Here is a 12,918-nt window from a genome sequence, read left to right as displayed (position 1 = left end):
TGCTGACACCACGCTGTCAGCAGGCCTGACTTAAGCACGCGCGTATCCGCTCCCGTTGCGCGTCGCGTCCTCAATTCCAGACCGCCTTCTATCACCGAATTCGATGGCCGGCATGCACCAACGTACATCTGATATGGCGGACGGGCGAATAGTCCCAATCACATCTGCCCTTGGCCTCGGCATATTTCTGATGCTGTTTGACGTGACCGCAGTCGTGGTCGCCATGCCCGGCCTTGCGAAGGACCTCGGCTTGGCCGTCGCCGGCGCCGCCTGGGTCATCGACGCATACAGCCTTGCCTTCACCGGCGCCCTCCTCGCCTCCGGGGCGCTGGCAGACCGCTTCGGTCGCCGCCGTTCGATGTTGACCGGCAACGCTGTGTTTCTGGCGGCTTCAATCGCATGCGGCCTGTCGACGGATGGCGCCATGCTGTTGGCCTCACGAGTCGTACAGGGCGCAGGAGCCGCTTTCGTCGTCACCGGCGCAATCGCGCTCGTCGCCGGTGAATTTCCGGATCCTGGTCAGCGGGCACGGGCGTTCGGCATCATCGGGGTCATTTCCGGGGTCGCGATGGCATTGGGCCCGACCTTGGGCGGTTTGCTCGCCTCGTGGTTCGGCTGGCGTTGGATCTTTTACGCCAATATCCCCTTTTGCCTTTTGCTGACCTTCGCCGTGCCGCGGCTGGTTGCCGAGGCGAATGATCCGAACGCGCCCCCGCTCGACCCCGTGGCAATCGCGTTGCTGACGATATCGCTGGGCTTGACGATCGATGCATTGCTCAGGCGAGACGGCTCGTTGCCAGTTCGCGCTGCTTGTCTCGCCGGTGGCGCAATGGCGGCGATCATGTTCGTTGTGCAGCAACGGCGCAGTTCGCGTCCGGTGCTCGACCCCCGTGTATTCGCAACACCAGTAATGGCCGGGGTCGGCGCGTTGCTCACGGCCATTCAGTTTGGCTACTGGGCCGTGATTGTCTACTTGCCGCTGTTCCTGAGCGCCGGGCTCCTGGTGAGCATGGAGGTGGCAGGTGTAGCCTTGCTTGCGGCAACCTTGCCGATGCTGCCAGTACCACTGATCGGCGGCCACTTGGTTACGCGGTGGGGATGGAAGCGCTTCTTCGTTATTGCATTCGGCCTCATCGCCGCGGGAGACGCATTGCTTGCGCTAGCTGCCGTATGCGGCAGCCCGGTAATGCGCCTTGCCGCAACCGTCGGCGGAATGCTTACCATCGGGGTCGGTGCCGCCTTGGCAAATCCGCAAATGTCGAGCGTGGTCCTGGCGCTCGCACCACCCACGCAAACCGGCATGGCCTCGGCCGTGACGCTGGTCGTTCGTCAAGCCGGCTTTGCCATCAGCATTGCAGCGCTGGGAGCAACGCTCGCGAGGGCCGACATGGCAACGGCGTTTGCGGCACCGTTCGCTCTGGCGACACTGGCCGCCTTAGCCGCCATCGTCGCCGCGATCGTTTTGCTTCCGGCGAGAGCTTCTCAAAAAGGCGCGGCAAATTGAGCATTTCGGGTTTCGCTGAGAAACGTACGGGGGCCTAGCACCCTTCCGCAATCGCCAGGAAATCAACAGCCTTCAGACTGGCGCCGCCGACCAGCGCGCCGTTGACGTCGCTCACCGCCATCAGTTCCGCCGCATTGGAAGGCTTTACCGAGCCGCCGTACAGAATCCGGATCTTGCCGCCTTCCGCCTTGAAGCGGCTGGTGAGGACGCCGCGGATGAAGCGATGGACCTGCTCGACATCCGCGGGCGTCGGCGTCAGCCCGGTGCCGATGGCCCAGACCGGCTCGTAGGCCACCACCAGATTGGCCGCCGTCGTGCCATCCGGCAGCGAGCCCGCGAGCTGACCGCCGCAGATATCCAGCGTCTGGCCGGCATCGCGCTGCTGTTGGGTTTCACCGATGCAGACGATCGCCACCAGCCCCGCCCGCCACGCCGCTTCCGCCTTCTGGCGGACCAGCGCATCGCTCTCGCCATGGTCGGCGCGCCGTTCCGAATGTCCGACGATGATGGCGCTGGCGCCGGCATCCGCCAGCATTTCCGCCGAAAGGTCGCCGGTATGGGCGCCGGAAGCCTTGGCGTGGCAATCCTGGGCGCCGACGGCCAGTTTCGAGCCGCGCGCCCGGTCGGCGAAACCGGCGATCAGGGTGGCCGGCGGGCAAACCAGCAGGTCGGCCTTGCCGGCCAACGCGCCCGCGCCGGCGATCATGGCTTCGAACTCGGCCAAAGAGGATTTCAGGCCGTTCATTTTCCAGTTGCCGGCGATCAGGTGGCGGATGGCATCGGTCATAGCGACTATCCCGCAATTGTCAGTGTCCCGGATGCGCTAGCAGAGCTGCGCGACCAATTCCAGACCGCTCGGCGCCCTAAGGCCCGGCCCACGTTGACAGTTGCGAGATCGCCCCCTTTGAGGTGTTTCATCCATGGTGCGGGAGCAAGCCGCTCCGTCTGGCTTGCGAGCGAAGCCACTCACCACATTCTGGTCACTTACAGAAGGCGATCAGTAGCTCCTGATCACCCGCATCCGGGACTGTTGAAACGCTACTCGCGGGTTGATGTTGCATGTGAGCCCACGCCCGGACGCGCTTGCCTGACATTGCGAATAGGTCCGGTAGGAGCAGTCTCCGGGGATGCCGACACCGCGGCCCTGAAGACAGTACGGATAGTCGTAAGCGGAGGCAGGCGCGGCGCCGGCGATAGAGGCAACGGCAAGCAAGCCGGTCGCAATAGCCAGGGTTGTCTTACGCATCATCTATGTTTCCAATCATTCATTATGCGGACGCCCGTCAGGAGACGCTGGCGAGTCCGAACTGTTCCTGATGCTCTGCACGCGCGGCAGACGGTCCCACCCAAGGGGCGACTGATGAAGATGGGACCGCCGGGCCGGCAGAGCGTGTGCGGCACGCTTTGCCGACGCTCAAGATACGGATCGGGTCGGCAAAAAAGTTCGGTTGGATGGATTAAGTTTCCGTGATGTCTGCAAGGCCCGCCAGAAATGCCGAGCATCGGACCACACACGAAGGCGGTGGCGTGAGGACTGACGTTGAATGCTTCACGAATAGCTGATTTGCACTCGCGCGCTTACCCCCCACATCAGTGCCATGAAACAATCTGACATTTTTAGAGAAAACGCCGAAAACTGCCTGAAGCTTGCGGAGGCCCGATCGGATCAACCATCCCTGAAGCGCTTCCAGCGGATGGCAGAGGGCTGGCTGGCACTGGCCCGGGAGCAGGACTGGCTTGATGGCGTACTATGGCCGCACCGTCAGCAGCCCCTGATGTCGCCGCAGCTCCTGAAAATTCGCCGAAGCGGCGTGGGCGGCTGATCCAATGTCCGTTGAGGTTCGGGACCGCAATGGTTCTCTATTTCAGCTCAGCTTCATGTTCGCATACCGGCAGATGCAATGATGTTGTCGGGGGCGCAATTGTAAGCGCCCAAAGTGATGGCCAAGGCGGCATGAGCCGCCTTGGCTTTTTCATGCGTCAGTATCCACAGACGCGGATCGGTTGCAGGCGCCAACCGTAATTGGTCCTCACGCGGCGTTTGCTGATGTAGCATCCATCATCACCACCGTAGGCGTAGCTCGCGGGATAGCCATAGCCGTATCCGCCATAGCCGCCGTAACCATCGTATGCTCCATAGGCACCGGCGAGACCCAGGCCGACGCCCAGACCGATCGCGGGGCCGCGCCACCCGCCGCCGCGCCAGCCACCGCCGCCATGGAAACCGCCACCATGGAAACCACCGCCGTGGAAGCCACCGCCACGGAATCCGCCGCCGCCAAATCCGCCACGTGCCGAAGCATCCGTTGGCGCCAGCAGCGCAAGTGCACCGACCGCCGTAACGGCCAGCATGATCTTACGAAACATATTTGAAACTCCTGTTAGTCACCGATCGTCCCTGACGTCGACGCGGCATCATGGGAATCGTTGCTACAGCTTGCCTCGATTTAATGTTGAAGAGCCTGACCTTGACGGGCCAAGCCCCGCCGACGGCCTCGGAGATCATCCCTGGGCGCACGCCAATCGCGGTGGCAACCACGACAAAAAACGGGTTGGAGCCGCCTGTTCTGGGGACGGATGCGACCCTCTGTACCGCCAGCGCGACCCGAGGCAGGCTTGCGGCGGGGGCCATCGGCAAGTTAGACCGTGCCCGGCAAGACGCTTAGAGAAGATATTCTCGCACCCACGGCTGAGGTGCGGGCGGAAACTCCGAAAAGACGAATAAAATCAGCCCCTTAATTGCAAGATAGAAGACGCACCCATGCTTCGAGGAATTCGGAAAGCCTCATCAAACTGGCTCGGCAAGATTGTCATGGCCACCGTGATGGGCGTTTTGATTGTCAGTTTCGCGGTCTGGGGCATTGCCGACATCTTCAAGGGGTTCGGCCAGTCGTCGCTCGCCAAGATCGGCAAGACCGAGATTTCGACCGAGCAGTTCCGCCAGATCTATACCGAACGGCTGCAGCAACTCGGGCGCAGCTTTGGCCGGCCGCTCACGTCCGAACAGGCCCGCGCCTTCGGGCTCGATCGGCAGGTGCTGCAGCAGACAATCCAGGAAGCCGCGCTGGATGAGGAAGCACGCCGCATGGGCCTCGCCCAGTCGCAGGAAGAAACCATGCGGCTGATCTACAACGATCCCAATTTCAAGGGATTGGGTGGCAAGTTCGATCCCCAGCGCTTCCAGGCCACGATCCGCCAGTTCGGCTACACCGAGCAGCGCTATCTGGCCGAACAGCGCCGGCTCGGCCTGCGGCGCCAGATCGCCAGCACCGTGTCCGCCGGCGTGGAGCCGCCAAAAGTCCTGCTCGACGCCATGACGCGTTTCCAGAACGAGCAGCGCTCGATGGAATACGTCAAGCTCGAGACCGCGCAGGCCGGCACCATCGACGCCCCCTCGCCCGAGGCGCTGGCCGCCTATTTCGAGGAGCGCAAGACGCAGTTCCGCGCGCCCGAATACCGCAAGCTGTCCTTTGTCGTGATCAGCCCCGAAGAGATCGGCAAATGGACCGAGGTCTCCGACGAGGACGCCAAGAAAATCTTCGAGCAGCGCCGCGACCAGCTCGGCACGCCGGAGAAGCGTGAAGTGTCGCAGATGGTGTTTCCGAACGAGGCCGAGGCGCAGGCCGCGCGCGCCCGCATCACGTCCGGCACGTCGTTCGACGACGTCGCCAAGGAACGCAATCTTAATCTGGCCGACGTCGATCTCGGCCTGATCGCCAAGAGCGCGATCATTGATCCGGCGATTGCGGACGCGGCGTTCGCGCTGCCGTCAGGCGAAGTCAGCCAGCCCATCAAGGGCCAATTCGGCGTGGCGCTGGTCAAGATTGGCAAGATCGAGCCGGGCGTAACGCCGACCTATGAGAGCGTCGCCGCGCAGGTGAAAAAGGAACTTGCGACCGAGCGGGCGCGCGTCAGGATGGGCGAGATCCAGAACAAGATGGAAGACGAGCGCTCCGGCGGCGCCAATGTGGTGGAGGCCTCGCAAAAGCTCGGCCTGACCGCCGTCACGATCGACGCCGTCGACCGCTCCGGCCGCAAGCCCGATGGGCAACTGGTCACCAACATCCCGCGCGGCCTCGACGTCGTCTCCCAGGCGTTCAACAGCGATGTCGGCGTCGACAACGAGCCGATCCAGTTTGCCGGCGGCTATGCCTGGTACGACGTGCTCGGCGTCACGCCCTCGCGCGAACGCCCGCTCGACGAGGTCCGCGCCCAGGTCGAGGCGAAATGGCGCGAAGACCAGATCTCGAACAAGCTGCGCACGATGGCGGCCGAGATGGTGAAGAAGGTCGAGCAAGGCGCCACGCTCGCCGCTGAGGCAACCGCGGTCGGATCGAAAGTTGAAACAGCCACCGGTTTCCGCCGCGACGCTTCGTTGTCCGGCGTCCCCTCCTCCGCGATAACGGCCGCGTTCCGGACGCCCAAGGACGGCGTCGGACAGACCTCGGGCTCAGGCGGCAGCGAGTGGATCGTGTTCCGCGTCACCGACGTGACCGTGCCGCCGGTCGACGCCGCTTCCGACGAGATGAAGAAGCTGAAGGACCTCCTGGAGCGCGGCCTCGCCGACGAACAGGTCGCGCAATATGTGAGGAAGATCGAATCCGAGATCGGTACCACCATCAACCAGGCCGCCTTCGCGCAGGTGACGGGCGCTAACAACTGACATTCCTGAAAAGCCCAAGCCATATTGCTTAAGCCATGGACGACAAGCGATGGATGACCTGAAATCGATCATCGGAAAGGTCGCCACCGGCGCGACGCTGTCGCGCGACGAGGCGGCTTCCGCCTTCGACGCCATGATGTCCGGGGAAGCCACGCCCTCGCAGATGGGCGGGCTGTTGATGGCGCTCAGAGTCCGCGGCGAGACCGTCGACGAGATCACCGGCGCGGTGTCGGCGATGCGCGGCAAGATGCTGCGCGTCACGGCGCCGGCGGACGCCGTCGACGTGGTCGGCACCGGCGGCGACGGCTCCGGTTCGGTCAACGTCTCGACCTGCGCGGCTTTCATCGTCGCAGGCACCGGCGTGCCGGTCGCCAAGCACGGCAACCGCGCGCTGTCCTCGCGCTCGGGCGCGGCCGACGTACTGGCCTCGCTCGGCGTCAAGATCGACCTCACGCCCGAACGGGTCGGCCGCTGCGTGGCGGAAGCCGGCATCGGCTTCATGTTCGCGCCTGCGCATCATCCGGCGATGAAGAACGTCGGCCCGACCCGGGTCGAGCTCGCCACCCGCACGATCTTCAACCTGCTCGGCCCGCTCTCCAATCCGGCCGGCGTCAAACGGCAGATGGTCGGCGTGTTCTCCCGGCAATGGGTGCAGCCCCTGGCGCAGGTCTTGAAAAACCTCGGCTCCGAATCCGTCTGGGTGGTGCATGGTTCCGACGGACTCGACGAAATCACCCTCACAGGCCCGAGTTTCGTCGCGAGCCTCCACAACGGCGAGATCACGACATTCGAGGTGAAACCGGAGGACGCCGGCCTCACCCGCTGCGGCGCCGATGCGCTGAAGGGCGGCGACGCCGACGCCAATGCGGTCGCGTTGCAAAGCGTGCTGAACGGCAAGCCCAGCGCCTATCGTGACGTCGCGCTGCTGAACGCCGCCGCGGCGCTGATCGTCGCCGGCCGCGCCAAGGACCTCAGGGAAGGCGTCGCGATCGGCGCAAAATCGCTCGACAGCGGCGCCGCGGCGGCGCGGCTGAAACATTTGATCGCGGTCTCGCGCGGCTGATCGCTGGGAGCATCCCTGATGTCCGATATCCTGACCAAGATCGAGGCCTACAAGCGCGAGGAAATCGCCGCCGCCAGGCAGGCGCATCCGCTGTCCGAGATCGAGGCCCGCGCCAAGGCCGCCTCGCCGCCGCGCGGTTTTCTGCGCGCGATCCGCGAAAAGCTTGCGCGGGGCGACTACGCGCTCATCGCCGAGGTGAAGAAGGCCTCGCCGTCCAAGGGGCTCATTCGCGCCGATTTCGATCCGCCGGCGCTCGCCAGGGCTTACGAGGAAGGCGGCGCGGCGTGTCTCTCCGTGCTGACGGATACGCCCTCCTTCCAGGGCCATCTCGACTTCATGGTGGCGGCGCGCGCGGCGACGAATTTGCCGGTGCTGCGCAAGGACTTTCTGTTCGATACCTACCAGGTGATCGAGGCGCGCGCCCATGGCGCGGACTGCATCCTGATCATCATGGCCGCGCTCGACGACACGGCAGCGAAAGATATCGAGGACGCGGCACTGGCGCTCGGCATGGACGTGCTGATCGAGATCCACGACCGCGCCGAACTCGACCGTGCGCTCAAGCTTCGCTCGCCGATGATCGGGGTCAATAACCGCAATTTGCGAACCTTCGAGACCACGCTGGCGACCAGCGAGGCGCTGGCGCCGCTGATCCCCCGCGACCGCCTGATGGTTGGCGAAAGCGGCATCTTCGCGCCGGATGATCTCGCACGGCTCGAGCGCGTCGGCATGTCGACCTTCTTGGTCGGCGAAAGCCTGATGCGGCAGCAAGACGTGACGGCGGCCACGCGCGCCTTGCTGGCCCGCGCCGATCGCCCGCGCGCCACCGGGACCGGCTAGCGGATGGCCGGCAAGGATTCCAGACCAAAAGCCGCCAAAGCCGGCTCTGCGCTGACCCACATCGATGCGTCGGGCGAAGCGCGGATGGTCGACGTCTCGGACAAGGCGGCAACCGAGCGCACCGCGGTGGCCGAGGGTCGCGTCGTCATGACCAGGGCGACGCTCGACCTGATCGTCTCCGGCAACGCCAAAAAGGGCGACGTGCTGGGCGCGGCCCGCATTGCCGGCATCATGGCCGCCAAACGCACTTCGGACCTGATCCCGCTTTGCCACCCGCTGGCGCTGTCGAAGGTCACGCTCGACATCGTGCCCGACAAGAAGCTGCCCGGCTGCATCGTCCGCGCCACCGTCAAGGTCACCGGCCCGACGGGCGTCGAGATGGAGGCGCTGACCGCCGTGTCGGTCGCGTGTCTGACGATCTACGACATGATCAAGGCGGTCGAACGCGGGGTTCGGATCGAAGGCATCCATCTGGTCGAGAAGATCGGCGGCAAGTCCGGACACTACCGCGCCGGCCGGTGAGCGCGACGGCCTTGCCGGGGGCCAGCGCCGATCCGCTGTGGTTGCCGGCGGCACGCCGCGCCACCGGATAACGTTTCATTAACCAGACTTCCTAACGTCACCTCCATTTCGGCGCGGTATCGCAGATGGATGCCGGGGGAGTGTGAGAACTCCGCTTCCGGACAGTTCGTTTCCTCGGCAGCGATTGCGTTCAATGGCCTCAAGCGGCAGCCTTTCATTCCGAATGATCTCCGTGTTCCGCGGCGGCCCGATCCGCTGGCTGATCCTCGGCGGCGTACTGCTGATCGTCGCCATCGCCATCGGGGCGACCGTGACGGCCGGCAATTTCCGCGAGCGCGCGCTGCGCAACAGCGAACGCGAACTGGAAAACACCGTGCTGCTGCTTGCCCGCCATTTCGACCAGCAGCTCGAAGATTACCAGGTCGTGCAGAAGGACCTGATCGCGTTCATGCGCGCCGGCAAGATTTCGACGGTCGAGAACTACAAGCGGCGGATGTCCGGCCACGACGTCCACCTGATGCTGAAATCCAAGATCGAGGCGATGTCCTATGTCGGCGGCGTCAACGTCTTCGACGCCGAAGGCAATCTGATCAACGCGTCGGCCGTCTGGCCGCTGCCCCCCGTCAACGTCGCGGACCGTCCCTATTTCAAAACCTTCAAGTCCGACCCGCATTCGCCGGAAATGCTGGTCGAGCCGGTCCATAGCCGCATCACCGGCATGTGGACCACGGTGATCGCGCGCAAGATCACCGGACCGAACGGGGAATTTCTCGGCGCCATCGGCCGGGGCATCGAACCTACCAACTTCGAAAAATTCTTCGCGACCGTCGTCCTCGGGCCCGGCGCCACCATCGCCATGCACCACATCGACGGCACGCTGCTCGCCCGCTACCCGCACGTGGCGGAACTGGTCGGCAACAATTTCAAGACCGGACCGGCCGTGCAGCGGCGGATCTTCGAGCAGCCGCGCACCACCTCGCGCCTCACCAGCCCGTTCGACGGCCAGGACCGGCTGATCGCCTCGCGCGCCCTGACGAATTTTCCGCTTGTGATCGTGGCCTCGACGACGGCATCGGCCGCGCTGGCCGACTGGCGCGAGCAGATCGCGATCCTGATCGCGGTCACCGCACTTGCCGTGCTGGCGATCGCCGTGCTGCTGTTTCTCGTCGTCCGCAAGCTGTCGCAGCAGCATCGCAGGTCGAAGCAGCGGCTGTCGCTGGAGAAGCAGCGCCTCGACACCGCCGTCAACAACATGACGCAGGGCCTGCTGCTGTTCGACGCTGACCAGAAGCTCGTCATCTGCAACAAGCGTTATCTCGACATGTACGGGCTTTCGGCCGACGTGGTGAAGCCGGGCTGCAGTTTTCGCCAGGTGATCGCCCACCGCAAGGAAACCGGCTCGTTCGTCGGCGACATCGATCCCTACATCGACGCGGTGCTGAGTGACGTCGCGAAGCGCAATTCTATGGTCATCTCGACGCCGGACGGACGCTCGATCCAGGTCGTCAACGAACCGGTGCCCGACGGCGGATGGCTGGCGACCCATGAAGACATCACCGAACGCCGCCGCGCCGAGGAGCGCATCACCCACCTCGCCCACTATGATGCGCTGACCGACCTGCCGAACCGCGCGCTGTTCCACGAACGGCTCAAGCACGAACTGTCCGAGGCCACGCCGGACCGGCAACTGGCGGTGCTCTACATCGACATCGACGAGTTCAAGAGCGTCAACGACTCGCTCGGCCACATGATCGGCGACGCGTTGCTGAAAACGGTCGCTGCCAGCCTCGCCGGCTGCGTGCGCAAATCCGATTTCGTGGCCCGGCTCGGCGGTGACGAATTCGCCATCGTGCAGACCGGCATCACCGATATCGACGACGTCATGACGCTCGTCGGCCGCATCTTCCAGGCGATCCGCTCGCCCTATCAATGCCTCGGCCATCAGGTCACGACCGACGCCAGCATCGGCATCGCGATCGCGCCGCGCGACGGCTCCGACATCGACCGCATCCTGAAGAACGCGGATCTGGCGATGTATGCCGCCAAGGCCGCCGGCCGCCGTACCTATCGCTTCTTCGAAACCGACATGGAGGCCGAGGTTCGCGCCCGCCGCAGCCTGGAAATCGATCTGCGCCAGGCGTTGATCGATGGCGGTTTCGAGGTCCATTACCAGCCCTGCGTCGGCCTGCAGAGCAACGCGATCACCGGCTGCGAGGCGCTGGTGCGCTGGCGCCATCCGCAGCGCGGCATGATTTCACCCGCCGAGTTCATCCCTCTGGCCGAGGACACCGGCCTGATCAACCAGCTCGGCGAATGGGTGCTGCACACGGCCTGCAAGGAAGCCGCGCGCTGGCCCGGCAACATCCGCCTCGCCGTCAACGTCTCGCCGGTTCAGTTCCGGAGCGGTACGCTGGCGCTGAAGGTGATGGCTGCGCTGGCCGAATCCGGCCTCGCCGCCAGCCGGCTGGAGCTCGAGATCACCGAGGCCGTGCTGATCCGCGACGACGAGGCGGCACTCGCCGTGCTGCACGATTTGCGCGCCATCGGGGTGCGCATCGCGCTCGACGATTTCGGCACCGGCTATTCCTCGCTGAGCTATCTGCAGCGTTTTCCGTTCGACAAGATCAAGATCGACCGCTGCTTCATCACCGACATCGCCGAGCCCGGCGGCTCGTCCTGCATCGTGCAGGCCGTGGTGAACATCGCCACCGAGCGTCACATGACGACGACCGCCGAAGGCGTCGAGACCACACAGCAGCGCGACCTGCTGCGCGAGCTCGGCTGTTCGGAAATGCAGGGCTACCTGTTCAGCCCGCCGAAACCGGCGGCCGACATCCGCCCGCTGCTGACGGGGGATCGGGACGGCGGCGATGCGATGAAGCCGAGCCAGGCGCTTGGACGAAAGCCGGTGGCGCGGTCGGCGTAGCGCTTGACGCGCTGCGTTATGTGTCGCTCAGCCAACCCAATGCTGAACACCACACAAGGATCGAGCGTAGCGAACGAGCACTAGCGGTCAGCAAGCGGTTCCGGAGCTTCACGATCAAGGCCAGACAGGTCGTCCGCGCCGTGCACGCCGGCACGGGCCAGATCTCTCAAAAGCTTTCTCACAAAAACGATGTTCTTGCGCTGAAGTTCGTGGTTGTTACCGAACCGGAATTGATTTCCCTTCGAAACGATCAGGCCATCCGGCCTTTCCTCAAGAACGCCCTGCTTGATCAAGCGGTTGGCACGCCGACGGATTGTTTCCATTGGCAAATTGAGAAATCTCACCAGCGACCCGCGGGAAACTCCGAGCTTGACCACGTCGGGCTCAACCGCATGGACGCTGCCGAACTGACGATCCAAAACCGGATCCTTCATCACGTTCAACACGTTTCCATTCAACACCGCATGGATGATCAGAAGATCAATCGGATCAAACTCATAGTGGCGGAACAGCTCACTTATCGAACAAAGCACGTACGAGAGCGTGTGCCGCGACACAGTGCGAATAAGATCATCCCCGACCTGGCTTTCTGAACTCACGCAACTCTCCGGTTTCCCACAACCACCCCTCCCAAAATGGGAGGGTACCCCCTTGAGCGCACCGCCGCTAGATGATTGTCATCATGGGATACCGGCTTCTTAGTGCCTGGAGCTGGTCGCGCTCACTTTCGCGCATCAACAGGCGGCCAATCCTGGCCGGATGTACAGTAAGTGGCGTCTCCCGTCGGCTGCTCGTCGTAGGTGGGCGCGATGTTCCGGAAAGAAAAAAATGCAACCGGGCGGTACGGAAACGAAAGTTTATTTCGGATGCCAATTGTGCGGAGCCGTCTATCGTGCGGTTCAGATCAAGGCTGCCAACGGCGTCCTCGGCGCACACACGTGCGAGCTTTGCTCCGCTGAGGTCGTATGCGACTCACCTGATTTCCAGATCCGGAACTGGACCCGAGTAAAACCAGTTCAATCTTTTTCTGAATCGGGTCCGCGGGCAAGCAGCCGGATGAGATGAATCGGTCTGGATCGGCAAATCCCAATGCACTGAACAGCATTCGATCTGGAAGAGACGCGATGCCGGTCGCGGCAATTCCGGTACCAGTGCTTTCATCGTAATTCCCGCCCAAACCGGCGGCCGACACCCGCCCGCTGTTGCTCCTGGCGGACCTCATGGCGGCGACGCGGCGCAGCCGGGCCAGCTGCATGGGCAAAAGACGATGGCGCGGTCGGCGTAGCTGCTCAACGCGCTTTCGACAGACGTTCTCTGTCGCCGCAACGTACACCGTCATACACCGCGAAGGCGGGCACGCCGCATCTTATCGCTTCCGTCATTGCTGTCTCGGGAATCTA

The 12,918-nt window shown here is 63.9% G+C and carries 11 protein-coding genes; 7 read left to right on the top strand and 4 right to left on the bottom strand.

Going from position 1 to position 12,918, the window contains the following annotated elements:
• The first annotated feature begins 103 nt into the window (after positions 1-103).
• Entirely contained in the window at positions 104-1,504 is a 1,401-nt protein-coding gene (locus QUH67_RS16895; protein ID WP_320416147.1) for an MFS transporter, read from the top strand.
• Between the two features lie 34 nt (positions 1,505-1,538).
• On the opposite strand, the gene tpiA is transcribed toward QUH67_RS16895, so the two are convergent.
• Positions 1,539-2,291, bottom strand: a complete 753-nt coding sequence (tpiA, locus tag QUH67_RS16890) for a triose-phosphate isomerase (RefSeq protein WP_300947786.1) — start codon at positions 2,289-2,291, stop codon at positions 1,539-1,541.
• Between the two features lie 210 nt (positions 2,292-2,501).
• Entirely contained in the window at positions 2,502-2,750 is a 249-nt protein-coding gene (locus QUH67_RS16885) for a DUF3551 domain-containing protein (RefSeq protein ID WP_300948073.1), read from the bottom strand.
• A gap of 352 nt (positions 2,751-3,102) precedes the next feature.
• Here QUH67_RS16885 and QUH67_RS16880 point away from each other — a divergent pair, with 352 nt between their 5' ends.
• Positions 3,103-3,327: a hypothetical protein gene (locus tag QUH67_RS16880; protein ID WP_300947785.1), complete on the top strand. Its 225-nt coding sequence runs from the start codon at positions 3,103-3,105 to the stop codon at positions 3,325-3,327.
• A 157-nt stretch (positions 3,328-3,484) separates the two neighbouring features.
• On the opposite strand, the gene QUH67_RS16875 is transcribed toward QUH67_RS16880, so the two are convergent.
• The gene (locus QUH67_RS16875) at positions 3,485-3,871 is read right to left on the bottom strand and encodes a hypothetical protein (RefSeq protein ID WP_300947784.1); all 387 of its coding nucleotides are present in this window, start codon (positions 3,869-3,871) and stop codon (positions 3,485-3,487) included.
• Between the two features lie 394 nt (positions 3,872-4,265).
• On the opposite strand from QUH67_RS16875, the gene QUH67_RS16870 reads away from it, so the two are divergent.
• From QUH67_RS16870 to QUH67_RS16850, 5 genes are all read left to right on the top strand, one after another.
• Positions 4,266-6,167 carry a peptidylprolyl isomerase gene (locus QUH67_RS16870; RefSeq protein WP_300947783.1) on the top strand — a complete coding sequence of 634 codons (1,902 nt, stop codon included), beginning with the start codon at positions 4,266-4,268 and terminating at the stop codon, positions 6,165-6,167.
• Between the two features lie 49 nt (positions 6,168-6,216).
• The gene (gene trpD, locus QUH67_RS16865) at positions 6,217-7,230 is read left to right on the top strand and encodes an anthranilate phosphoribosyltransferase (RefSeq protein ID WP_300947782.1); all 1,014 of its coding nucleotides are present in this window, start codon (positions 6,217-6,219) and stop codon (positions 7,228-7,230) included.
• An 18-nt stretch (positions 7,231-7,248) separates the two neighbouring features.
• Positions 7,249-8,070, top strand: coding sequence for an indole-3-glycerol phosphate synthase TrpC (trpC, locus tag QUH67_RS16860; RefSeq protein ID WP_300947781.1), 822 nt, complete (start codon positions 7,249-7,251; stop codon positions 8,068-8,070).
• 3 nt (positions 8,071-8,073) lie between these two features.
• Complete coding sequence (gene moaC, locus QUH67_RS16855; RefSeq protein WP_300947780.1) at positions 8,074-8,592, top strand: cyclic pyranopterin monophosphate synthase MoaC; 519 nt, start codon at positions 8,074-8,076, stop codon at positions 8,590-8,592.
• Between the two features lie 193 nt (positions 8,593-8,785).
• Positions 8,786-11,518 (top strand): bifunctional diguanylate cyclase/phosphodiesterase, encoded by a 2,733-nt coding sequence (locus tag QUH67_RS16850; RefSeq protein ID WP_407080438.1) that lies wholly within the window; start codon positions 8,786-8,788, stop codon positions 11,516-11,518.
• Between the two features lie 80 nt (positions 11,519-11,598).
• Here QUH67_RS16850 and QUH67_RS16845 read toward each other — a convergent pair whose 3' ends face one another.
• Positions 11,599-12,117: a hypothetical protein gene (locus tag QUH67_RS16845; protein ID WP_300947778.1), complete on the bottom strand. Its 519-nt coding sequence runs from the start codon at positions 12,115-12,117 to the stop codon at positions 11,599-11,601.
• Positions 12,118-12,918: the final 801 nt, after the last annotated feature.

This window comes from Bradyrhizobium roseum, assembly GCF_030413175.1.
Classification (GTDB): domain Bacteria; phylum Pseudomonadota; class Alphaproteobacteria; order Rhizobiales; family Xanthobacteraceae; genus Bradyrhizobium; species Bradyrhizobium roseum.
Note: the sequence above shows the minus strand (reverse complement) of the source record. Positions and strands in the feature narration are given on the sequence as shown.

Excerpts from the sequence above, each read along its gene's own strand:
- QUH67_RS16880 (WP_300947785.1), top strand. The coding sequence starts at position 3,103 with ATGAAACAATCTGACATTTTTAGAGAAAACGCCGAAAACTGCCTGAAG.
- QUH67_RS16875 (WP_300947784.1), bottom strand. The coding sequence starts at position 3,871 with ATGTTTCGTAAGATCATGCTGGCCGTTACGGCGGTCGGTGCACTTGCG.
- trpD (WP_300947782.1), top strand. The coding sequence starts at position 6,217 with ATGGATGACCTGAAATCGATCATCGGAAAGGTCGCCACCGGCGCGACG.
- QUH67_RS16885 (WP_300948073.1), bottom strand. The coding sequence starts at position 2,750 with ATGCGTAAGACAACCCTGGCTATTGCGACCGGCTTGCTTGCCGTTGCC.
- moaC (WP_300947780.1), top strand. The coding sequence starts at position 8,074 with ATGGCCGGCAAGGATTCCAGACCAAAAGCCGCCAAAGCCGGCTCTGCG.
- tpiA (WP_300947786.1), bottom strand. The coding sequence starts at position 2,291 with ATGACCGATGCCATCCGCCACCTGATCGCCGGCAACTGGAAAATGAAC.
- QUH67_RS16850 (WP_407080438.1), top strand. The coding sequence starts at position 8,786 with ATGGCCTCAAGCGGCAGCCTTTCATTCCGAATGATCTCCGTGTTCCGC.
- trpC (WP_300947781.1), top strand. The coding sequence starts at position 7,249 with ATGTCCGATATCCTGACCAAGATCGAGGCCTACAAGCGCGAGGAAATC.
- QUH67_RS16870 (WP_300947783.1), top strand. The coding sequence starts at position 4,266 with ATGCTTCGAGGAATTCGGAAAGCCTCATCAAACTGGCTCGGCAAGATT.
- QUH67_RS16895 (WP_320416147.1), top strand. The coding sequence starts at position 104 with ATGGCCGGCATGCACCAACGTACATCTGATATGGCGGACGGGCGAATA.